This window comes from Simiaoa sunii, from assembly GCF_014337175.1.
Lineage (GTDB): Bacteria > Bacillota > Clostridia > Lachnospirales > Lachnospiraceae > Acetatifactor > Acetatifactor intestinalis.
In genome coordinates this window covers 1,389,697-1,413,770 of sequence record NZ_CP060633.1, presented here as the reverse complement: position 1 = coordinate 1,413,770, position 24,074 = coordinate 1,389,697, and the positions used below count along the sequence as shown (strand labels likewise).

Sequence of the window (24,074 nt, the reverse complement as noted above, 5' to 3'; positions counted from 1 at the left end):
CCCCGTCCTTTTTTGTCCTGTTTTTTATCTTTCAGAGCAACAGGAGCACCAAAAACATCCCACTCATAGCACCCAGTCCTACCGCCAGCCGACATTTCTGCGTAATTTCCCGCTGTTGTGCTGTGGCTGTCCGCTCCAATCCCTCTTTGGACAATTCCATCGCCCGAATCTGCATGGTCTCATCCGCATACCCTTCTTTTCCCGCAAAAATCAGGAATTGATCGATTTCTTCTTTTTTTAACGGCAACGCTTCCAACTGCCTGCGAAAACTCTCTCCGGCGATTTCCAGGAAACCGGTTCCTCCCGCCTCTGCGTATTCCCGATATACCCTGTTACAGATCTCTCCCAACCGGTCTTCCCGCTGTCTGCCGATCTGTCTGCATCCTTCCGGCAGTGTAGATCTGTTATAACGGATCTCACTGATCCACTGATCCAGAAGACAGATCAGTTCCCTGGTCATATGTAACCTCATCAAAAACTGCCCGCGATACCACATACCTAACCCCAGGCAGCCGCAGAGGATCATCCCCCCTCCAAGCATCTGCATTCCATCCGCCCCCTCCCTTTCAAGATCACAATGCGGGCAAACATTTCTCTCATATATTCTCCACCCAGACGTCTGGCTGCATCCTCTTCCCCTGCCCCATGCACCGTAGCCAGCAGGCTGCAGCCGCCGGATGCGGCCATGTGAAGCACTCTCAGATCCTGTTCTTCCCCCAGTTCATCCACAGCGATCACCTGCGGTGACATTGACCGTAATAACAATAACATCCCCAAAGCTTTCGGGCAGGCATCCAGCACATCCGTCCGCATACCCAGATCGTTCTGGGGTCTCCCCCGGTAAGACCCGGCCAGCTCCGAGCGCTCATCTACCACTCCTACCCGAAGTCCCGGTCCGTAAGCATTGCCGTCGGACAGCTGCCGGATCAGATCCCGGAGCAACGTAGTCTTACCAAATCCCGGCGGTGATACGATCAGCGTATTTTGAAATCGTCCCGCTTTATAAAGCTCCGGAAGTATTTTATCTGCGACACCCCTGATTTCATGAGCTACGCGGATATTTACAAAGGATATATTTTTCAGTGTCCGCAGACTGTTCTCATTTTCCAGCACAGCCTGTCCGCTTAAACCAATCCTGTGTCCCCCTTCCACCGTCAAAAATCCCTGTCTGATCTCATCCGCGTAGGCGTAGACGGAGTCCTGACACAAATAGGCGATCAGGTCCCGGATCTCCGTCTCCGTCACGGAGTATGCCCCATATGGTTCCTCCCGCCAGATTCCGCTATGATCCAGAAAAAAATCTCCCCGAGAAGTCTCAATGATCACCGGCCTGTCCACCCGGAGCCTGATCTCACATACCTCCTGTGCTTTGTCCGCGGTCACTTTCCAAAAATCTCTTCTCTTTTGCGGAAAGATCCGAAGCAGGCTGTCCATGTTCCACCTCCCATAGCAAATCGGTGCTTTTCCCCGCATCCCGGCTGATATTTCTGATTCGATGTTTCCCATGATTTCCATGTATCGCGTTTCTGAATAGTTCAATATATGTGTCCGCGGACAAGATATTCCTTCCATTCTTCTCTTTTTTTCTATAGTGTGCTATAATGATTGATATTGTCTTTATGAATTTCATTTTGGAGGATATTTATGAACATTATCATTGTGGGCTGCGGCAAAGTAGGCTACACCCTGGTAGAACAATTGGGAGGTGAAAATCACAATATCACCGTAATTGATACAAATGAGGAAAAAGTGAATTCCATCACGGATGATCTGGATGCCATGGGCATCGTAGGAAATGGTGTCAGCTTCCAGACACTGTCCGAGGCCGGCATTGACCATGCGGATCTGCTGATCGCCGTGACCGGATCCGATGAACAGAACCTTCTGTGCTGTGTCATTGCGAAAAAGGCGGGACATTGTAAGACCATCGCCCGTGTCCGCAATCCGATCTACAATAATGAGATTGCTTTTCTGCGGGAAGAACTGGGGCTTGCCATGATCATCAACCCGGAGCTGTCCAGTGCAGCTGAGATCGCCCGGATCTTCCAGTTCCCTTCCGCAGTTAAGATCGATACTTTTTCCAAGGGAAGGATCGAGCTTCTGCATTTCCGCGTGACCCATGACTGTCTCTTAAATAATTATGAACTGATCCATATCCGTACCACCTTAAAATGTGATGTACTGGTATGTATGGTCACCAGAGGTGATCAGGTGCTGATCCCCAGGGGTGATTTTGTATTCCGGGAAGGCGATGTGGTTGCTATTGTGTCCACTCCTCCCAAGGCCAATGATTTCTTCAAAAAGATCGGTATCGGCGCCGGCAGGGCACGTACTGCCATGATCGTCGGTGGTGGAACCATTGCTTATTATCTGGCAAGAAGACTTTTAGAGGTCGGCATCCACACCAAGATCATTGATCAGGATCCCGCCCGCTGTGAGCATCTGAGCGAGCTGCTTCCCAAGGCTTCCATCATCTGCGGCGACGGTACGGATGAACGTCTTCTGATACAGGAAGGTCTGGAGAACGTGGATGCTTTTGCTGCACTGACCGGACTGGACGAGGAAAACATCCTCCTGTCACTGTATGCGAAACGGACTTCCCGCGCAAAGGTAGTCACCAAGATCAACCGTATCAACTTCAGTGGGGTCTTAAGTGATATCAAACTGGATACGATCTCCTATCCACGCCTGGTGACTGCAGATATGATCATTAAATATGCACGATCCATGAATGAATCTCTCAACAGTAACGTGGAGAATCTGTATAAGCTGGAAGACGGTCATGCGGAAGCACTGGAATTCTACATCAAAGAGGATTCTGCCGTTACCAATGTACCTCTGAACCGTCTGCACATCCGGAAAAATATCCTGGTCTGTTCCATCGTCCGCGGAGGACAGGCTATTATCCCCAGTGGACAGGATGAACTCCATGTAGGCGATTATGTGGTCGTAGTACTGACACATGCACGGCTGAATGATATTAAAGATATTATTGAAGGGTAATTTTATAAAAGGACATTATCATGAATTTTGCGATATTGAGTTTTATTATCGGATTTATTTTACAATTTGAAGCTTTATTTTTACTGCTTCCCTGGATCGTGGGTATGATCTACGGAGAATATCATGTGGCACTGATCTATCTGGCGACCGCAGCTGTCTGTTTCCTTTTGGGAAAATTATTAAGCTTCAGGCACACAGGACGTTTTAAGGAATTGTACGTCAGGGAAGGCTTCACCGCCGTTGCACTGGGATGGTTTGTCATGTCTGTGTTCGGTGCCATTCCCTTCGTTCTCACCCGTGAGATTCCTTTTTATATTGATGCTCTCTTTGAGACCATCTCCGGCTTTACGACCACAGGTTCCAGTATCCTGTCCGATGTGGAAGCATTAAGCTATGCCAGCCTGTTCTGGCGCAGCTTCACTCACTGGATCGGTGGTATGGGCGTATTCGTATTCATTATGGCAATCCTGCCCATGATGGGCGGTTCCACTATGAACCTGATGCGTGCGGAAAGCCCGGGTCCTTCCGTCAGCAAGCTGGTACCGAGAGTACGGGATACTGCGAAGATTCTCTATGGACTTTATCTTGCCATTACCATCTTAGGTGTGATTGCCCTGTGTCTGTGCGGTATGCCGTTATTCGATTCCCTGTGCACGACCTTTGGCAGCGTCGGCACCGGTGGCTTCGGTGTCAAGAACAGCAGTATCGGCGGTTACTCTCCACTGATACAGAATGCCGTAACGGTACTTATGATCTTAAGCGGTGTCAATTATACGGTATATTTCTGTCTGTTAAGCAGGCAGTTTAAGGAAGCTTTTTCCATCGAAGAAGTTCGTTGGTATTTTTTGATCATTTTCGCCAGCGCTCTGACGATTGCCTGGAATATCCGCCCGCTCTATGCAACTTTGGGAGAAACACTGCGACACTCCTTTTTCCAGGTGGGAACGATCATCACCACCACCGGATTTGCCACCACGGATTTCAATATGTGGCCGCAGTTGTCGAAGACGATCCTTCTGCTTCTGATGATGATCGGAGCCTGTGCCGGCAGTACCGGTGGCGGTATAAAGGTATCCCGTGTGCTGATCCTCTTCAAGGCGATCCGCAAGGAGCTGTCCATGATGATCCATCCCCGGATGGTGAAAAAGATCAAGATGGACGGACACAATCTGTCCCACGAGACGCTTCGTTCCACCAATGTCTATATGACGGCTTATTTTATCGTACTCTTCGTTTCCCTGCTGATCGTCTGTCTGGACGAATATGACCTGAGCACAAACTTTACCGCAGTACTGGCCACCCTGAACAATATCGGTCCTGGTCTGGAATTAGTCGGTCCCACCCAGAATTTCGCTTTGTTCAGTCCCCTGTCCAAATGCGTGCTGATGTTCGATATGCTGGCCGGCAGACTGGAGCTCTTCCCCATGCTCGTGATCCTGCTGCCGTCCTGCTGGAAGAAATATTAAAGGAATAAATAAATTCCGTACAAAATCCCTGATTCAGGAATTTTTGTACGGAATTTATTGTCTTCTCTGGTACTCTGTCGGCAGAATACCGTATTTCTCCCGGAACAGTCTGGAAAAAGCCTGGCTATTGGGAAATCCGTTCTTTAGAGCTATTTCACCTATGGTGAGATCCGTTTCCTCCAGTTCCCGCAATGCATGTTCAAACCGGATACTCCGCAGATAATCTTTATAGTTGATCCTGCCATACCGGCGGAACATTTTAGACAAATAAGTGGGACAATACCCAAACGTTGCTGCCAGCGTTTCCAGCGAAATTTCTTCCGCATAGTGTTCCTGCAGATATCCGGTGATCTTTCCAAGGCGTCCCATTTTCCTGTTTTCAGTACAATGTTCCTTCCTTTCATCCGACATCTGATAAACAGTTAGCAAAAGGTATTTCAGCTGATAAAAGATACTCTGCATCAATAATTCATAGCCGTACTCTTTTCTGATCTGCTGTCTGTACATTTTCTCAAGTAATGCAAAAAGCTTTTCATCCTCTTCCCTTTTTTCACCGGAAAAGCGCATTATCTGTTTTTCCATTGGGATCTGTAAAACAATTGCCTCATTTCGTCCCGACGTATGAATGGAATGCACCTCATTACTATTGACAATCATGAACTCTCCTGCCGAAAGAACGTATTTTTTATCACCAAGGTAAGCATCCGCTTTCCCCTCCCGTACGGCAAAGATTTCAACACTACAATGCTGATGCGCCTCACGAATATATTTTCCGTCTGCGCCTTCGAAACGGAATAGCTTAAAGGGCAGTCCCCGATCCGGCACCACTGCTTCCTGCCGGTATGTCTTCTCTTCTTTCATAGTCATCCCTAATATTCCACAGAAATACTGCTTCCCGTCTTTTCCACCTTCAGGCAGGTTACCCTTTGACCGGTAAGTCTTTCACTTTCTTCATCCGGCTGCTGTCCACCAATGGCAATCAGGTATTCCCCGGGTCTTACTACACAGTCTCCCTCTTCGGTAATATATGCGAAATCCCGAGGGGAAAGTGTAACTTCGATCCTCTGTTTTTCTCCCGGTGCAAGATGCACGCAGGAGACTCCCTTTAATTGAAATCCTGGTTCATAATCCAGTGATTCCTTTCTCTTCACATAGACCTGTACCGTTTCCCACAAGGCATATTTGCCTTCATTTATCACGCTGGCAGATACTTTCACCTCCCCGGAAGTATCTGTCCTTTCTCCGGATACACATTCCTCTTCATAACGGACTCTGCCATAATGTAGTCCGTATCCGAAGGGATATAACACGTTTTTATCGGTATACCGGTAGGTTCGATCTGCCATGTTGTAATCTGTAAATTCCGGAAGGTTTTCTGTTCCCTGATAAAATGTCACCGGCAGTTTTCCGGAGGGGGAAAATTCTCCAAACAGCATTTCGGCAATTGCCTTACCACCTCTGGCTCCCGGATACCAACAATCCACGATGGCTTTCACATTCGGGTTGTGTTCCGCCCATGACAGATCTATGGCGCTTCCTGCCATTAACAGAACCACCACCGGTTTTCCCATAGCTGCAACGGTTTCCAGAAGTTCTTCCTGAAGTCCCGGCAGATTTAATCCCAGTTTGTCTCCGCTGGCATATTCATTCCCGGCATCGCCCTGTTCTCCCTCTATGGTTGCATCCAGTCCAAGGCACATTACTGCCACATCGGCATGTTCCACGGCAATCACAGCTTCCTGCATGCGGTCTTTCCTCTCGCCCAGGCCTTCCACCTTATCCTTATACAGACCACACCCCTGCGCATAGAGAACTCTTATTTCTTCTCCCACGTACTGTTGGATTCCCTCCAATGGAGTGATGTATTGCGAAGAGGTTCCCACATAATTGCCCACCAGCGCATCTCTGGAATTAGCATTTGGACCGATCACCGCAATAGTGCAGATTTTTTCTTTCTCAAGCGGCAGAAAGTCCTCTTCATTTTTCAATAGCGTCAGGCTTCTCCGGGATGCTTCCACGGACAGCTTTACATGCTCCGGACACTCCACTTTCTCATAGGAAATATCCGCATAGGGAGAAGGGTAATCCTCCATCATGCCAAGCCGGATCCGGATCTCCATAAGACGCTCCACTGCTTCTGTGATGGCTTCTTCACTCACAAGTCCCATCTCATAAGCCTTCGGCAAATGCAAAAAAGCATTTCCACAATTCAGATCACAGCCATTGTTCACCGCCATTGCAGCAGATTCTTCCGCAATCCCCGTCACATGGTGATGCAGGTGGAAATCATTGATTGCCCAGCAATCCGATACCACATGTCCTTCAAATCCGAATTCGTCCCGCAGAATGTTCTTTAACAGCGTCCTGCTTCCACATGCCGGCTCTCCGTTGACTCGGTTATAAGCTCCCATAACTGCTTCCACTCCGGCGTCTTTGACACAGCGTTTAAAAGCATACAGATAAGTGTCATATAAATCGTGCCTTGATACCTTTGCATCAAATTCATGGCGGAGAGCCTCCGGTCCGCTGTGCACCGCAAAATGCTTTGCACAGGCCGCTGCCTTCGGGTGATCTCTATCTGGTCCCTGTAATCCCCTGATATAAGCACACCCCAGTTTTCCGGTCAGATAAGGATCCTCCCCGTAGGTCTCATGACCTCTTCCCCATCTGGGATCTCTGAAAATATTGACATTTGGCGCCCAGAAAGTCAGTCCCTTATAGATTCCGCGGTCTCCCTTTCTGGAGAATTCATTGAATTTGGCTCTGCCTTCTGTCGAAACCACATCTCCGATTTTCTGAAGCAGGTCTTCGTCGAAAGTTGCCGCAAGGGCAATTGCCTGAGGAAACACTGTTGCCACTCCGGCTCTTGCCACTCCATGCAGAGCCTCGTTCCACCAGTTATAAGCCGGAATCCCAAGCCTGTCGATCGCCGGTGATTCATACAGCATCTGGCTCATTTTTTCTTCCAGTGTCATCTGCGCTGTCAGCTTTTTTGCATATTCCCTAGTCTCTGTACTCATGAAAAACCTCTCTTTTCATCTATGACAATTTATTTTCCAAAAGAAAATGACAACAACTCCGCCGTTCCATGTGGTCCGTACTTCAAATATTCCTCTGGCATATTTTCTTCTTTCTCACTTCCGATAAATTCTGTAATTTCCCGAAAGTGCCAGCATGGCAAACAGATACAGGAAATTATCATAATAGCGTCTGTCCCCGGTGCGGAGCGGAGTATTCCAGAAGCGGTCTACACATTCCTTTACATGTGATCCGTCCGCTGCCAGTGCCGCCTGTGCATTGACTGCCACAATGGCAACCGGATGCAGTGCCTTCTCTTCCAGTCTTGTTCCATCAATCAGGAACACACCGTCCCAGTGTTCTCTCTGCTCTTCACAGTAAAATTTCTGCAGCCGGTTTGCAATCTCCGTCTGCCACGGATCTTTGTCATACCAGAGATGATCCATGGCAATGTTGGCTATGGTGCGGTATGCATCGCTGTAGTACCAGTCATGTCTTCCGAAGATTTCCTGATGTCCTGCATGGGGTGTCCCGTCATAGTCTGCATATTCTGCAGAAAGCCCGGTCTCCTTGTGGCATGCCTTATGCAGATATTCTCTGCTGGCTGCCGCTGCCTGTTTCCAGAATTCCCGGTCTCCTTCCTCCGCATTTTCTGCGAACAGTTCATAAAAATGTGGCAGATGATACGAGGGATCAGAAAAATCCATGTTTGTGACAAATTTGATCAGATGATTGGAAGGCTCCCACATAGGTTCTCCCGGATGTCCAGGCTCCCCTTTGTGAATACATTCCCGCAGGATTGCCTTTGCTTCTTTGCTGTAAGCAAATATTCCTTCCCCGTCCCCCCAACGGGCAGATGCAAAAAACAATGCCATGGCGAAATATTCTTCTCCGTCCGGCGCCGGTCCCTCCGCATTGTGCGTTCCATCCGTGCTGCAGGACCAGGCAAAATAGTTGCGGCAGGGTCCTTCCGGAATATACATATAAGTCCGCACCCACTTCCAGAGACGGTCAAATTCCGCTTTCTTATCCAGCTGTACGCAGACCATCATGCCATAGGACATTCCCTCCGTGCGTACATCATGATTGCCGGTATCCTCCAGATACGCCATATCATCTCCTGCCTCATGATAAAAACGTTCTGCCTCCGTTCCGTAAAATATGGTTTCAAAGGTCTGTTCCAGTCTTTCTGTAATAGCGGTCTCTTCATATCCGCACTCTTTCAATACATTTCGATAAATACCAGTCTGATATGCTCCTGCCATTTGCTCGTTCTCCGATTTTTATTCTTTGACGCCACCCAAAGTAAGTCCTGCTACAAAGTACTTCTGTAAGAAAGGATAAATACAGATAATGGGCAGCATGGTAATGATCGTTGCCGCTGCACGCACGGAAGTCGGTGTTACGGTTCCTGCGGCATTCTTCATTGCCTCCGCTGAAGTTCCCTGATTGGTTACGGAGGATAACAGCTTCATCAATTCATACTGCAATGTGGTCAGATTACTGCTCATGCGATTGTAAAGCATGGCATCAAACCAAGAGTTCCACTGGCCTACCGCCACAAACAGGGCTACTGTGGCATAAACCGGCTTACACAGCGGAGAATAGATCTTAAGAAAAATAGTGCTGTAACCGGCACCGTCCAGCTGTGCGGATTCTTCCAGGCTGTCAGGAATTCCGTTCATATAAGTACGGATCACCAGCATATTAAACGCACTTACCATTCCGGGGATCACATATACCCAGAAGCTGTTGGTAAGCCCCAGCCCCTTATATAAGAGGAATGTTGGGATCAGTCCACCGTTTACATACATGGTGATGACCCAGAACAGGGAAACTTCCCTTTGGAACAGAAATCGTTTCCGGCTGACGATAAAGGCAAGAATCGCATTTGCTGCCAGGGACAACAGGGTTCCGATCAGTGTTCTGGCAACTGTGATATAAGCGCCTGTGATCAGATTATCTTTATGTAAAACCGTCGTATAGTTTTTCCAGGTGAATTTTCTCGGCCACAGGTAGATTCCTCCCCGCAGGGCATCCGTACCGTCATTCAAAGAGATTGCCAGGGTATTCAGCACCGGATATAATGTTATGATCACAAACAGGATCATGATGACACTGTTTATGAGCGGAAAAATGTCGAATTTTTTGGACTTGATCTTATACTGTGTATCTATCATTGTAATTACCATCTCTTTCTGTTTTAGAATAACTGCTCTTCACCATTATGTTTTGCAATCTGATTGGCCAGAACGATCAGGATGATACTTACCAGGCTCTTGAAGATACCTGCGGCTGTACCTATTGCATAATCTCCCTGGCTGATACCCCATTTCAATACATAAATATCAATCGTCTGGGAGAACTTCTGTACCAATCCGTTTCCTAACAGATACTGAATTTCAAATCCTGCATTTAATACATTCCCCACATTCATCAGCAGTAAAATTACGATGGTCGGTTTGATTCCCGGAAGGGTAACGTATTTGATTTTATTCCATCTTCCCGCGCCATCAATGGCAGCAGCTTCATACAGGGAAGGATCAATGGATGTGATGGCCGCCAGATAGATAATGGCATTCCATCCTGTCTCCTTCCAGACATTTGCAAATGCTACGATCGGCCAGAAATACCCGGGATGGGCAAAGAAATTGATCGGCTGGCTGATCACATGCAGATTTACCAATACTTCATTTACAATTCCGGTACCGGACAACATATCATGCAGAATACCGGTTACGATGATCCAGGAAAGGAAATGTGGAAGATAAGATATCGTCTGCACTGTCTTTTTTCCGCCCCTACTCTTGATCTCATTCAATAGAATAGCAAATACAATTGCGGTAACGAAAGTTGCCACAAGGTTGATCACACCCATGGCCAATGTGTTACGAATGACCCGAAGGAATGTCACATCCGAGAATAACATCCGAAACTTCTGAAGTCCCACGAATTCGGAGTGCAGGATTCCCAGCTGCGGCTTATAATTCTGAAATGCCATCGCCCATCCGGCTAAGGGAAGATAGTAAAAAATCACTCCATAGATCATCATTACTCCTGCCCAGAAAAGCAGAACTTTTTGCCTTTTGATTTCTTTCCATGTGATAGGTGTTCTGGTTTGTTTTACTTTTTGTTTCGATTTTGTTCTCGTTAACGACATATCCTCGCTCCTTAAAAAACGGGCAGATGAAATTTTACCTGCATCTGCCCATTCTCAAATTTCATTTATATGTTTTTATTTGAACTTTGCTGCCAGTTCCATTCTGCTGTCCAGTTCTGCCTGTAATTCACTGATAAAGTCTTCCGGCTTGCAGGCATTATATGCATCCATATAATCTGCCCATGCTTTGTCGAAATCAGCTGCCATAACTACCTGAGGAAGCTGCTCATGCTTTACTTCACCGATCTTGGTCCATGCCATACCACCGGGTGTGCTGGTATTGAAGTTATTGGAGAAGGACCACATAGGATACCATTCACCGGGGGCTTCGTTAGTGCCCAGCATTTCCACATAAGTCTCGACGCCATATGCCTGGAATGCTTCTTTCACATCGTCGTTTAATCCATCGAAGAATTCCCTCGCCTGGCCATCTGGCTTGTTTGCATTGATACCGTCATCACTGGTTCCGTTGTACTGAGGGAAATAAGAATAAGAGCACATGTGGGATGCCTTATACTCTGTATCGGAAGCCTGCATTCTCTGCTCCGGTGTTCTGTAGAATTCACCGTTCTCATCTACTTCATAGTCAACACCTTCCACACCCCAGAAACGAAGGTTATGGATATCCTGATCCAGCAGATCATTGATCAGCTTCAGTGCGCCGGGAACATCCTTACAGCTTACAGTAATTGCAAGTCCGCTTCCGGAATTGAATGCACCACCGGCATTATGCCACTGGTTTTTTACACTTTCATCAATTGTTATAGGCAGTGGAATATAGTCGCATCCCTGTGCATCCAGTCCTGCCTGCTTGATGGCATCGCCTGCTGTGTAAGCGAAATCCCACCACTGATCGATCATACCCAGGACACGTCCTGTAGAAAGCTTGGAAATATACTCATCATAAGACTGGGTAAAGGACTCGGGGTCTACAATGCCTTTCTTGTATTCTTCATTTAATTTTCTAAAATACTTTACTGCGGTATCGGAAGTGTTGTAATCCAGTATCGTCAGCGTCTCAGGATCTACCATACAGCTTCCGTCATTGGGATAACCATCCAAGAACTGAGGTGCGTTCTCCAGACAGAAGTATCTCCAGTCATCACAGAGAATGGTATAAGGAATATTGGCTGTTCCGTCTTCCATAGTAGGATTTGCTGCATTATACGCTTCGATCAGATCAAAATACTGATCCATGGTCCGGATCTCGGGATAGTCTGCCCATTTCAGAACTCTTGCCTGAATCCAAAATGCTTCATCATTATGTGCACATACCTTCTCTTCGTTCTTGATGCAGCTGAACTGCGGGATCCAGTAAATGTGGCCGTCTTCCTGACGAAGCTTCTCCCACTCCAGATCAGTAAACAGATTCTTGATATTAGGATAATCATCCAGATAATCATCCAGTGCTACCAATGCTCCTGCCTCATACAGCTGTGTGGTTCCAGTCTGTCCCTCAATGAAGTCCGGATACTCACCACCGGCGATCATGGTACCCACAGCTTCATCTGCAGTCTGTCCGGTCAGCCAGGTCTCTTTTACTTTGGCGCCTACCTTCTCTGCGATCAGCTGCTGCACTTCATTGTCGTCATTGATCTCAGATCCCGCTACCCCAAAAAATGCGGTGAACTCTTTGATACCTGCCTCTTCTGTGGTACTGTTGGTTCCTGCGCTCGTTGTACCATCTCCGGATGTCAGGTTACCGTCACTGCCACATCCGGTGAACAGTGCCGCTGTCATTGCTGACACAAGTAACATGCTTACAAGTCTCTTTTTGTTCATGTTGTAACTACCTCCCTTTCGATAAATCTATTTTACCTTTTTGAGAGGAACTAACAATCAGAGGAACTATAGCAAAAGACAGGGGAAATTATAGGTGGTTCTGTAATTTCCCCTGTCTTTTATTCTCTTACTCTCCCTGTTGCATCTTTTTACGGAATCTTGCGGGAGTGCAGCCCTTGATCTGAATAAAACGGTTCGTAAAATAGTCCAGATCATGGTAGCCCACATCTTCTGCGATCTGAACGATCTTTTTATCGGTACGCAGCAGGGCATCCGCAGCCTGCTCCATCCGGTAATTGTTCAGGTAGTCTTTAAAGGATTGTCCGTACTTTTTCCGGAAAAGCTGTCCAAGATAAGCACTGTTGACATAATACTTTTCACTCAGGCTTTTCAGTGTAATATTTGAAGCGTAATTTTCCCGGATCTCTTTTTCCACCATACCCAGAATTCCTCTGGATACATTCTTCCGCAGCTGTGACAGATAATCCGCATATTCGCAGGCAAATCTGGTCAGATGTGCCTTACTTCCGCGCTTTACCCCGGTCTCAAAGCTGCTCTCACTGATGACCCTTAAGATTTCCTCCTGGTTCACGTCATCATCCTGTTCACAGGCTAAGTGAATCAGCTGAAACAACAGATAATTAATATTCAGGGTCATCGTCTCCCCGCAAATACCGCGTTTACACATTTCTTCATAAAAGAAAGCCACCGCCTCCCGGATTTCCAGATGATTGTTCTGTTCGATTGCCTTCAGCAGGCCATCCAGGCTCTGCTTACACAGGATCAGTCCTTCCGGAGATACCTGGACCTCCTCCTCATAGAAATAGATATCCTTCTTTGTCCGGAACCCCTGAAAAGAACGAAGCATACAGGTATTGCCGTAAGACTTTGCTATGCTGCTGATATCCTGCACTTTTTTTCCTGCCAGCATCACCACATTTGTCTGTAAATTTGATGCGAGATATTCCCGGAATCGTTCCAGATACCGTTTTACATCCATCCCACTTTTTTCCGGAACATAATCAAACAAAATCAGTCCGATATCGTAGATTTTTTCATTGACAGAAACATCAAACACACTCAGATCTGCATCTTCTTTCAGAAATTCCCTGCTGTATTCATACAGCCGCCTCTGTAATGTCCGCATTTCTCGATCTGTCGTTCCCTCATCATCATAGGATCCTTCCGTCTGGATCTCCACATAACGCACACCGGTTCCGCATCGCATGTGTTCATGTATATATCTGACATTCAGGTCATCAAACTTCCCTTGGATCAATGCAATCATATGTCTTGCCAGATAAGCCTGCTCCAGCTTCCGGTTCTTTTCATGATCCAGCTCCTCTCTGTTGCGCAGAGCAAGTACCTTATTCAGTACTTTGCACAGAATCTCGCTGTCTACCGGCTTTAGCAGATAATCCGTGCAGTCATTCTGCATTGCCTGTTGTGCAAAACTAAATTCCGCATATCCGCTCAGTATAACAAAATATGCATCTGAAATTTTCTCTTTACGGATGTGTTCCAGCAGTTCCAGTCCTGTCATCTGAGGCATTTTAATATCGGCAATAACCAAATCTACCTTTTCCTTCTTCAAAAAAGCCAGTGCTTCCATCCCATTTGCTGCTGTTCCCGCAATCCGAAAGCCTTCCTTCTCCCAATCTACTAAAAGTTTCAATCCCTGTAAAATAAACGGCTCGTCATCTACCAGCAATACTTTCAGCATCTGTTTTACCCTCCTGCAAACAGGGAATCCGTATCGTAACCGTGGTTCCCACTCCTTCTTCTCCTTCTACACGGAATTCCACTCTGTTTTCCGTTACCATTTTCAATCTGACACAGGCGTTAATAATCCCTACTCTTCCGCCGCCCTTGAGCATCTCAATGTCGGCATTGCACATGTTGTTCTGTAGCTCTGTAAGTTTGGCCTCCGCCATACCGCTTCCGGTATCTTCAATTTCTATCTCCAGCCCTTCTCCCTGACGGCCTATCCTTACAAATATCCATCCCGGACTGGATTTGCTTTCGATTCCATGCACACAGGCATTTTCCACAAAGGTTACAATCGTAAGCTTGGGTATCTTGAAGTTTTCACATTCTCTGTCTACTTCAATGTCATAATTCAGCCGTTCTCCAAAACGATACTTCTGAAGCGCCAGATAAGCTTTCACAAATTCAATCTCCTGGAAGATACTCACGGAATCATTGCCCCATTCCACATACTGTCTCTGCATCACCGCCAGTTTGGCCACCATGTCGGCTGTCTCGTTTTCTTTTTTCAAAATGCTGTGCATCCGGATGCTTTCCAGTACATTAAATAAAAAGTGGGGATTGATCTGGCTGTGTAATGCGAGAAGCTCCGCATTTTTTCTTCCCACCAGCATCTCCTGCTCATGGATTTTATTCTTATATACAGTCTCGATCAGTCCATTGGTACGTTCCACCATGCGATTATAATTGCGTATCATACTGCTGATCTCATCTTTACCTTCTTCACAGGGCATTGGAATAAGATGATCACTGTCCACTGATTTAAATACCTTGCTCAGTTCTGTAATCCTTTTTGTAAAGGAACGGTTGAATATCTGAACGAACCAGAAGGGAAAAATAACATTCACCGCAAGGAGCAGCAATATGATGGGAAGTTTGTTCCGGATGCTTGTAAGAAAACTGTTCTCTACCGGCTTTACATAAATTGTAAGTTCCGTACCATACAGACTGATGGTATGTTCATAGGCTTCTCTCATTGTTGCGTTATCCAGCCGCTGAAACTCGCTGCCGTAGCTGCCGTATTGTCCATTGGAAAGAAGGATCCGATCTCCTTCACAGATCAGAACCTCATTATCATAGTTCATGTTTTTAATGGTGCGCACCATACTGCCGTAATCAAACTCGATTTTTAAATACTTTTCTGTCTCTGCATCATAGAAATCCAGCCGCTGTAGATAAATGATGCGCCGCTCCCTTGTGATTCTGGAACTGCTGTCATCATAGACAAAAAAGAGTCCCTTGCTTTTCGCTTCTTCATTCAGCCGCAGATAACTCTCTGTATTCTTAAGCTTATCCAGCGTATTGACCCTTCCTCCGTTTACAATGGTATCATTATCCGTATACAGGGTAAATGTCATACTGTTCATCCCAAGAGCATTTTCCAATAACGTCCCGCTCAGGAAATTCTGATATGCCGCCACATATTCTGCAGAATTAGTGTATCTTTTGGATAAGAACTCTTCAAAATCGCGATTGGTATAAATACTGTTGCCTATCTCCCCGGCATTTCCGATCATACTGCTCAGACTGTATTCCACCGTACTGGCAATATTGAACATCTCATGCTCCCTGCGCTCTCTGTCAAATTTTGCAGTCGTCAGAAATACAACGCTGTCTGTTACGATCAGGGGAATCAGCACACAGACAACATAGAAAATATAAAACTTTTTTTTGATGGTGAAATCATCCATCCAAAGATCCAGTTCATGTAATACCTTCCCCATAAGATCCTCTCCTCTGTTATGTAAAAAAGAGCAGACATTTTTACAGCCCGCTCTTCTTTATTATAGGACATCTGCGTTCTGTCCGCAATCCGTTTTTATATGGCATTCTGCACAAACCAGGCAAAATCAGCATAGTTACTGCTGTCCTGTCCATTGGCAGATGCGTACATTCCTATCGTACATCCCACAAATCCTCCTGCTTCCTCCGTGGTATAAGGAAGCAGACTGATATCCTCAGCAATCAGCCTCTCCCTGCCATCCCTGAAAAGCCATATCCGTGCCTTCTGCCTGTCGCAATGCATTCGTATTTTAAAGAATTGTCTACCTTCTCCTGCCGGCTTTTCGGTAAGGATTCTCTCTTCCCCATGGATGCAGGCTGTCACAACAAAACAATTCTCTTCAGCCCTTTTCCGGATCTCCATGCGCAAATGATTTTCATGATTCTGGTACAACACCATTCCCGCAGTCTCACATTCCTGCTTCGGTTCAAATTCCATCCCGGTCTCTGCATAGAATGCATAATTTTTCTGACGGATTCCGAAATAGGAACAATGATTGCGGTCAGATATTTTTTCCTTTTTTGTATAGAGCCGCAGCATCCCCGGCCGGTGACGCAGGGAATAGTTTTCTTCACGGATTTCTTCTACACTTACCAGCCGTTTGTCCGGTGTTTTCTCCCAAAAACTGATATGATCGGAAGTACTGCTAACTTCCTCTGGAAAACGGTATTCTTTTGTGGGCAGTTCCAATGTATCTTCCAGATGCCCGATGCCTTCTGCAATCACCGGCCATCCATTTTCCCATGTGACTTTTGCCAGAAAAGTCTCTCTGCCCATGCTGCTGTGTCCTTCACAGGGTCTGGATGCCAGCATTACCACATACCAGTTTCCCCGTCCATCCTCCACCAGATCTCCGTGTCCTGCGTAGATCACAGGATAGTTTTTCCCCAGATTCCTGTGGGTAAAGATCGGGTTTCTTGGGCAGCCCTCGAACCACTGGAACAGCTTTTTACTTCTGGCAATGCTGATGCTGTGCTCCGGTCCGGTTCCTCCTTCTGCATGCATCAGATAATAATAACCGTCGATCTTATAAAGGTGCGGTCCCTCCGGCCAGATAACTCCTTTTACAGCCCCTTTCCAGATTGCCATGCTTTCTCCCACAAGCTTCATCTGCCGAAGATCCAGTTCCTGCACCCAGATTTCCCAGTCTCCGTTATAGCGGACTCCTTCCGGATTCGGTCGTGTACCACAGTAATAGCATTTCCCGTCATCATCGAAGAATAGACTGGGATCGATCCCCGGAGCATCTTCGCCGAGATAATAAGGATCCGACCACGGTCCTGCTGGATCTTTTGCCGTTACAATGAAATTGCCTCCGTAGCTTACATTGGTAGTGATCATGTAAAACAGTCCATCATGGAACCGGATGGTTGGTGCATAAATCCCCTGTGATATTTCACTTCCCTTCACCGGAAGTTGTTCCGGTCTGTCAAGAATATTCCCGATCTGCTCCCAGTGCGCCAGATCTCTGCTGTGGAAAATCGGAACTCCCGGTGCATACACAAAACTGGAATTCACAATGTAATAGTCCTCTCCTGCCCTGCATATGGATGGATCCGGATAGAAACCGGATAAAATTGGGTTCTTTGCTGTAACCATTTTGTTTTCCTCACTCTGTTCTATATTGTGTATCCAAATCCTAAGATTGTAAATTTTTTATTCCGGTCTTCCTCTGTCACTGCAATCCGTACTTTATGGGATCTGCTTTCTGTCTCCCAAAACAGTAATACAGCATTACAATGCAGCCAATTGTTCTTATGGGGATCCGCCGTCATACAATATACATCATTTACAAATACATTGGCTTTCCCTACATCCGTTTCTCCGGAATCCTTAAATATAAGAAACAGTGACTTGCAGGTAATCTCCATTTCAAATCCCGGCATCTGCAGTCTGCTTCCATCATACATCCAGTTATACGGAAATTCCGGTGTCTGTGTAAGGTTTCCGTCCATTTCCACACTCTGTAACTCCATATCTGTGGAAGCAAAACCGCCCGCCCGGATTTTGGCTCCTACATAACGGTTCTTCTTATCCAGTAAAAAAATTCTTTCAAAATCAGCACCGATCACTGCCGGTCCGGAAAGCTTTTCCGACAGGATCTGTTCCTCCGTCATTCCTTCCACAAAAGTCCCAACTCTTGCAGGTTCTGCTGCATCACAACATTCAAACAGATATTGCAGACAGTCCGCCATAATGGTATGTCCGATATTATTAGGATGAAAGATATCATAAAAAAACTGATTTTTAGATAAAATTCTTCCCTCGCCGCACTTTAATGAAAACTGTGGAGTTACCGCATCGCGGATGCTCACCATGGGAAGATCATAAAGATCCCCCACCGGCCTTAACCGCTCCTGTAAATTCCAATCATTTGCAAATACCGAAAACAGGAGAACCACTGCCGGCTTCCATGGCAGTTTCAACACTTTCCGCACCAGGCTTTCATAACAGACACCCTTTGTCTCATCTCCCTCATCGTTTACTGCAAATTCAATAACCACAATATCCGGTCGTTCCTCTTCCCTGAGCACATCCCGGTCAAACCGGATCATTCCCAGTTCTGAAGGTGTTCCGCCGACTCCGGCTTTGATAAACCTGACATTGTTCTGTGTCGAAAAACGATTCTGAAACAGTTGAAAGGACTTATATGCATAGCATTCCGTATGGATTGGTATAGCTCCGGCTCCCTGCGTGATAGATCCACCGATATAGGCAAGCGTTACCTCTTTTCCTGCCTTAGATTTTTCAATAGCCTTACGGATACGATAAGGATTCCCCAGCTGCAACAGAGAGCGGCTGATCATGCCGCAGTATTCTTCCGAATGCATATCTATAACCAGATCCTCTTCCTCCGGAGGTGCTTCGTATCCGTCATTTAGGAAGAGTCTTACGCTGACTTTTCCCATCCGCTCCGGCGCTGCAAACAGAATTTTAATCTGTCCCGGCACATGATCATCCTCTGTCCACCTGTAATCCGACAGATAGATTCTATGTTCCATGCCGTCACACTTAAGAGAAGCCGTAAGATTCGTTCCACCTCCGTACAGGTCCTTTTTCCCATACATCTGAAATACAAATTCTGCGGTTTCTTCCGGCCGGTCCGTCTCCACGCTTACGCCGATACTATGTACCAGTCTGCCAAATCCCTCTACTGTCTCCAGAAGTGTCAGTTCTTCCTTATCCGTAACATTTCCCGTGATCTGTGCACTGTTGATCAGCCGCCCGTCGCTTTCATAGATAAACTGGATTCCGGTTCCGTCCTTTTGCCGTTCTCCAAAAATATCTTTGTCTTTTAATATATAGAAAAAAGGTCTTGCCTTTTCCGGATCCTTCGGTGCTGCCGGTCCTGTCATTTCTATCCCTCCCGAACTTTTATCAGTTCTATTATAGTCCGGCTCTCCTTGCACAAACACCCGGGAAAATATAGGAAATGCAGGTAATAATTTTATATCCGGCAGGCTGCAAATCGTCTCCGGAAGGAATTCCAATCTTCTCCGTCGCTTCGTTCCATGACGATTGCTTTTGCTTTTTGTCCATCCGGAATATATTTCTTTATAATGTTTTGCATCCGTTCCGCTGTCTCTTCCGCATTTGTCATCACCAATATAGTCTCCACGGCTTTTCCTGCTGCCAGAAAGTATTCCATAATGTTCGGTATTTTCCCCTGGTGCAGGAAACAGGACGCAGTTTCTGTGGAAAGTGCTTTTAAGATCATTACGCTCCGCTCTTTTTCCGCTCTTTCAAAATATGCCGGTGTATATACATAGATCGTACTTACTTTCTCTTCCTCCGCAAGATAATCATAATGTATATGCACCTGACCGTGCACTGTATCCGCCAGTTCTGTCAGTGGGAACTCCGGATCCGGCATTTCCAGATAATTCACAGCTCTGTCTCCCGAGTATCCCACCGGTGCATCCGGATTCATCACATCTGTACCGTTTACCCTGAAATATACATTATGGTATCCCGGGGTGATGTTGTGGATTTCCCCTGTCCAATATCCTTGTCTTTCCTGATCTTTCCTGAGTTTTAGGAATTCTTTTCCGTCCAGGGCGGCTTCTACCGAGACTGCCTCCGGTGCCTCGAAGCATACGACTGCCGTTCCCTGTTCCGTAATGCAGATTCCGTGAGGGATGTCCGGGTATTTTCCTGCAGGCCTCCCTGCTTCATCAGTCTCAAAGCGGATCTGGCGGTATACCGGATCAAACATCAGTATCTGTTCTTCCATGGTCTGTCGCTGTAGTCTCTGTCTTGTGATTCTGGCTGTTCTTTCCCCCGGAATGTCATCCGTTTCTGCCCCCGCTTTCCGGAACAATAACGGTACAAAATCATACAGGCTTTTCCTCCAGACATGCCATTCGTGATATCCCTCATATACTTTGGAAATGCAATACTTTCCTGCATTTTCAAACTTTTGTTCTATCTGCTCCATTCCTTCTCTGATTTGTTCTTCATAAGTGCCACAGGACATAAATACCACATCCAACTGCTCGTCGCTGTCGCAGATCCGTTCCATCTCATGAATAGCAACTCCGGAAAATACACCGGCAGCAGAAAATAACTTCATATTTTTTGCCACAATATCCGTAGTCTGCGCCGATCCCAGGGAAAGTCCCGCCATCGCCCGGTAATCTCTTCCCTTTCTCACCCGGAAATTATTTTCAATATAAGGAATAATGTTGTGGATCAGTTCACTCTCAAAATTCCCGGGGTAAAATACAGGTTTTTCTCCATCTTTGAAGGCATAGCCACTGCTCATGACCACGATCATTTTCTCGCACTTTCCCTCTGCAATCAGACAGTCCATGATTAAATTTGCCTTCCCCTGCCAGATCCATCCGGTCTCGCTCTCTCCTACGCCATGCTGCAGGTACAATACCGGATATCTTTCATCTCCTTCTTCATATCCATAAGGTGTATAGACATAACATTCCTTCAGGTGGCTGCTCACCTTCGAAACGTATTTACAGATGCTGACCGTACCATGAGGAATATCCTTTGCAAAATAGAAATCCACATTCTTCTCCTGCACCTCAAAAGTATTGATCGCAGCAAAACACCCATAAGAAATTCCGGCGTACGGATTGCAGATCCGGACACCGTCCACATACCAGAAATAATAATGCATCCCCCAGTGAAAATCTTGAACTTCCGCAAAAAATCCGCCCTGCCCATCGGGCATCAGATCTATTTTTTTATTTGTAAAATATCCCCCAAGTCCGGCAACCTGTACTATTTTTGCTGCCGGTGCATACAGATAAAAAATGACTGCGCCGTCTTCTTTCACTGTAACAGATGGTCTTCCTGCTCTCTTTTTTTCTATTGGATATCTGTCCAAAGCTCCGTTTCTCTTCTCGTTCATAAAAAAATACCCCCAATCCTTTTCTTTAGTTTAAAGGAATTGAGAGGTATTTTTCTATTTGTTTTTTATACTTTTTTGTAAAAAACTTATCCTTTTACTCTTTTTTCCACCTCAAGCTGCAACATCTGATAATAAATCTCAGGATTGCAGGAATCATATGCTTCCATATATTGCTCCCACGCAGTCTCAAAATCTTCTGCCATGATTACCTGCGGAAGCCATTTGTGTTTCACCGCATCCATCCGATCCCTGACCTGTCCGGCAGGAGAATTGGCAGATAGGGATGTCGTGTAGCTATACATGGGATACCATGCCCCGGGAGCCTCATTATTGCCGATCATATCCACATAATTTGTCACTCCGTAAGCTGAAAAACATTCCTGAATGTCCTTAGGCTGATTTTTAAAAAATTCCGTTGTCTGATATTCCAGGGAAAATGCGTTGATCCCATCGGGAAGCTTTCCTTCTACTCTGGGAAAATAAGAATAAAAACAAAAGTTTTTTCTCTTTTCCTCCGAAGTCATCCATCGCTTCGCCTGCTCCTCAGTCAGGTAGAACAATCCGTTCTCATCCACGCTATAGTCGACTCCCTCTTCGCCCCAGAATCGCAGTTTAATGATCTCCGGTTCCAGTAGATCGCTGACAAACTGCAAAGCTCCGTCAATATCCTCGCAGGATACCGTAATGGATAAGCCTGTAGAGCTGTCCAGCTCTGCAGAGCGCGTTACATGCCATTGATTGGCGATTCCTTCCTCTCTGGTAATCGGAAGTGGAACATAATCGCAGCCCTGTTCTCTAAGGCCCTGTTCATCATAGGCATTCTGAATCGAATAGTAGAACTGCCACCACTGATCCGGCATACCGCAGACCGCACCCGTGGATAATTTTGCCAGATAATCCTCATAGGTCTCTGTAAATACTTCTGCACCGAGAATATCTTTGTGATATTCCTCATTCAGCTTTTTAAAGTACCATTTGGCAGTATCTGTGGTGTTATAATCGTAAACCTGTAATGTATCCGGATCCACAATACAGCTTCCGTCATTTGGATAACCATCCAGAAACTGCGGAATATTTTCCAGACAAAAATACCGCCAGCCATCACACAAAATCGTAAACGGAATGTTCGGTGTTCCATCCTCCATTACCGGGTTCGCTGCCACATAGCGCTCGATGAGATCAAAATATTCATCCACAGTATGAATCTCCGGATACCCCGCCCATTTCAGCACTCTGGTCTGGATCCAGAAGGCTTCACCTGAGTGGGTCACCTCCACATCTTCGCCATGGGTCACACCAAACTGTGGGATCCAATAGATATGACCGTCAGGTCTGCGGAATCTCTCCCACTGTTCTTCCGTCAGGTAATTTTTGATATTGGGATAATTCTCCCAGTATTCATCTAAAGGAAGTAATGCCCCTGCCTCATAAAGACTGGTATCTCCGGAAATAAAATCCGGATATTCCCCACTCACAATATAACTGTTCAAGGCACTTTCCTTGGACTGTCCCACCAGCCACAATTCTTCACAATCCGCACCTGTCAGGCGTGCGATTTCTTTTTTCATATCATTATTCTGGTCAATGGCTTCTCCCTCCACAGCAAAAAAAGCTGTGAAATGCTTCACATTGTTCTGCGCCGCTGTCTGTGCATATGCAAAATATAATATTCCGCCCAAAAGTCCAAATACCGCTACTGCTGTGATAATCCTTTTTTTCAATTGTGTCCCCTCGTATTTCTCTGTTTTTCAGGCTTTCAGCCATGCAATCTCTTGCTTATACGGTGGGATCGTCTTCTTCGTTTCTCCCTCTGCGCAGAGCCATGGTGTCTCCAAAATCTTTGGTACCTCTGCAAACCGCTCGTCATGGACGATGCGGTGCAGGGTCTCGTAACCGACGGTACCCTGTCCGATGTTAGCATGTCGGTCCTTGTGGGCTCCTAAGGGATTCAGGCTGTCGTTCACATGGATCACTGCGATCTGGTCCAATCCCAGAATCTTGTCAAGCTGCGCAAGCACACCCTCGTAGTCATTCACCAGATCGTATCCGGCATCGTTCACATGGCAGGTATCGAAACATACCCGCAGTCTGTCTTTTCGATCCACTTTATCATAAATCATCCGCAATTCTTCAAAAGTTCTGCCAACCTCACTGCCCTTGCCCGCCATAGTTTCCAACGCAATCCTGACATTGCTGTCATCCGCATCAAGCACCAGATTCAGTCCTTTTGCGATCTGCTCCACAGCTTCTTCCACACCGGCACTTAAGGAAGATCCCGGATGCAGTACCAGTACCTTACTGTGAAAGGCTGCGGCTCTTTTTACTTCTTTTGCCAGGAATTCCACACCAAAGTCAAACATCTCCGGTTTTTCCATATTCCCCAGATTAATGATATAGGGAGCATGAATCACGATTTCTTTGATGCCTGCTTTGTCTGCATAGGCAAGCCCTGCCTCCAGATTCAGATCCTTTATCTCTTTTCGTCTCGTGTTCTGGGGTGCCCCGGTGTAAACCATCAGCGCATTGGCACCGTACTCTGCCGCCTCCTTCACAGATCCTAAAAACATCTCTTTTCCCGACATTCCCACATGGGAACCCAATAATATCTCAGCCATGATTACTCCTTATTTTGGAAACTTTTTCTCAAAATCCATTCCTGTCACAACTATCAGTTTGACACAATCCGGGAGGTTTTACAAGCAATTATTACAGCAAAAGGAATCTCTC

The 24,074-nt window shown here is 46.3% G+C and carries 17 protein-coding genes; 2 read left to right on the top strand and 15 right to left on the bottom strand.

All coding sequences use genetic code 11. From position 1 onward, the window contains the following. Positions 1-31: 31 nt before the first annotated feature. Both H9Q77_RS06595 and spoIIIAA read right to left on the bottom strand, forming a co-directional pair. A complete protein-coding gene (locus H9Q77_RS06595; RefSeq protein ID WP_118547009.1) occupies positions 32-547 on the bottom strand; it encodes a stage III sporulation protein AB in 516 nt (171 codons plus the stop codon). Continuing rightward, entirely contained in the window at positions 523-1,434 is a 912-nt protein-coding gene (gene spoIIIAA / locus H9Q77_RS06590; protein WP_022153018.1) for a stage III sporulation protein AA, read from the bottom strand. The genes H9Q77_RS06595 and spoIIIAA overlap by 25 nt, the downstream gene beginning before the upstream one ends. Before the next feature lie 210 nt (positions 1,435-1,644). On the opposite strand from spoIIIAA, the gene trkA reads away from it, so the two are divergent. Further along, on the top strand, positions 1,645-3,003 hold the full coding sequence (trkA, locus tag H9Q77_RS06585) for a Trk system potassium transporter TrkA (RefSeq protein WP_154497142.1): 1,359 nt from the start codon (positions 1,645-1,647) through the stop codon (positions 3,001-3,003). Positions 3,004-3,023: 20 nt separating this feature from the next. Continuing rightward, entirely contained in the window at positions 3,024-4,469 is a 1,446-nt protein-coding gene (locus H9Q77_RS06580) for a TrkH family potassium uptake protein (RefSeq protein ID WP_249326935.1), read from the top strand. A gap of 54 nt (positions 4,470-4,523) precedes the next feature. On the opposite strand, the gene H9Q77_RS06575 is transcribed toward H9Q77_RS06580, so the two are convergent. From H9Q77_RS06575 to H9Q77_RS06515, 13 genes are all read right to left on the bottom strand, one after another. Then, entirely contained in the window at positions 4,524-5,336 is an 813-nt protein-coding gene (locus tag H9Q77_RS06575) for an AraC family transcriptional regulator (RefSeq protein ID WP_249326933.1), read from the bottom strand. 2 nt (positions 5,337-5,338) lie between these two features. Further along, on the bottom strand, positions 5,339-7,489 hold the full coding sequence (locus tag H9Q77_RS06570) for a glycoside hydrolase family 3 C-terminal domain-containing protein (protein WP_118547007.1): 2,151 nt from the start codon (positions 7,487-7,489) through the stop codon (positions 5,339-5,341). A gap of 114 nt (positions 7,490-7,603) precedes the next feature. Beyond that, entirely contained in the window at positions 7,604-8,752 is a 1,149-nt protein-coding gene (locus H9Q77_RS06565; RefSeq protein ID WP_118692074.1) for a glycosyl hydrolase family 8, read from the bottom strand. Between the two features lie 18 nt (positions 8,753-8,770). Next, positions 8,771-9,667 carry a carbohydrate ABC transporter permease gene (locus H9Q77_RS06560; RefSeq protein ID WP_148447943.1) on the bottom strand — a complete coding sequence of 299 codons (897 nt, stop codon included), beginning with the start codon at positions 9,665-9,667 and terminating at the stop codon, positions 8,771-8,773. Positions 9,668-9,690: 23 nt separating this feature from the next. Then, the gene (locus H9Q77_RS06555) at positions 9,691-10,647 is read right to left on the bottom strand and encodes an ABC transporter permease (RefSeq protein ID WP_118502816.1); all 957 of its coding nucleotides are present in this window, start codon (positions 10,645-10,647) and stop codon (positions 9,691-9,693) included. A gap of 75 nt (positions 10,648-10,722) precedes the next feature. Then, on the bottom strand, positions 10,723-12,429 hold the full coding sequence (locus tag H9Q77_RS06550; protein WP_118547003.1) for a type 2 periplasmic-binding domain-containing protein: 1,707 nt from the start codon (positions 12,427-12,429) through the stop codon (positions 10,723-10,725). Positions 12,430-12,556: 127 nt separating this feature from the next. Further along, positions 12,557-14,152, bottom strand: a complete 1,596-nt coding sequence (locus H9Q77_RS06545) for a response regulator transcription factor (protein WP_148447945.1) — start codon at positions 14,150-14,152, stop codon at positions 12,557-12,559. Continuing rightward, positions 14,127-15,920 carry a sensor histidine kinase gene (locus H9Q77_RS06540; protein ID WP_148447947.1) on the bottom strand — a complete coding sequence of 598 codons (1,794 nt, stop codon included), beginning with the start codon at positions 15,918-15,920 and terminating at the stop codon, positions 14,127-14,129. Before H9Q77_RS06540 ends, H9Q77_RS06545 begins: the two co-directional genes overlap by 26 nt. A gap of 95 nt (positions 15,921-16,015) precedes the next feature. Beyond that, positions 16,016-17,578, bottom strand: a complete 1,563-nt coding sequence (locus H9Q77_RS06535) for a glycoside hydrolase family 43 protein (RefSeq protein WP_249326932.1) — start codon at positions 17,576-17,578, stop codon at positions 16,016-16,018. Between the two features lie 20 nt (positions 17,579-17,598). Beyond that, on the bottom strand, positions 17,599-19,335 hold the full coding sequence (locus H9Q77_RS06530) for an SGNH/GDSL hydrolase family protein (protein ID WP_249326930.1): 1,737 nt from the start codon (positions 19,333-19,335) through the stop codon (positions 17,599-17,601). Positions 19,336-19,427: 92 nt separating this feature from the next. After that, positions 19,428-21,347 (bottom strand): alpha/beta hydrolase-fold protein, encoded by a 1,920-nt coding sequence (locus H9Q77_RS06525; protein WP_249326928.1) that lies wholly within the window; start codon positions 21,345-21,347, stop codon positions 19,428-19,430. Between the two features lie 86 nt (positions 21,348-21,433). Continuing rightward, positions 21,434-23,068, bottom strand: coding sequence for a type 2 periplasmic-binding domain-containing protein (locus H9Q77_RS06520; RefSeq protein ID WP_249326926.1), 1,635 nt, complete (start codon positions 23,066-23,068; stop codon positions 21,434-21,436). Positions 23,069-23,095: 27 nt separating this feature from the next. Further along, positions 23,096-23,962 (bottom strand): deoxyribonuclease IV, encoded by an 867-nt coding sequence (locus tag H9Q77_RS06515; RefSeq protein ID WP_249326925.1) that lies wholly within the window; start codon positions 23,960-23,962, stop codon positions 23,096-23,098. Between the last annotated feature and the right edge of the window lie 112 nt (positions 23,963-24,074).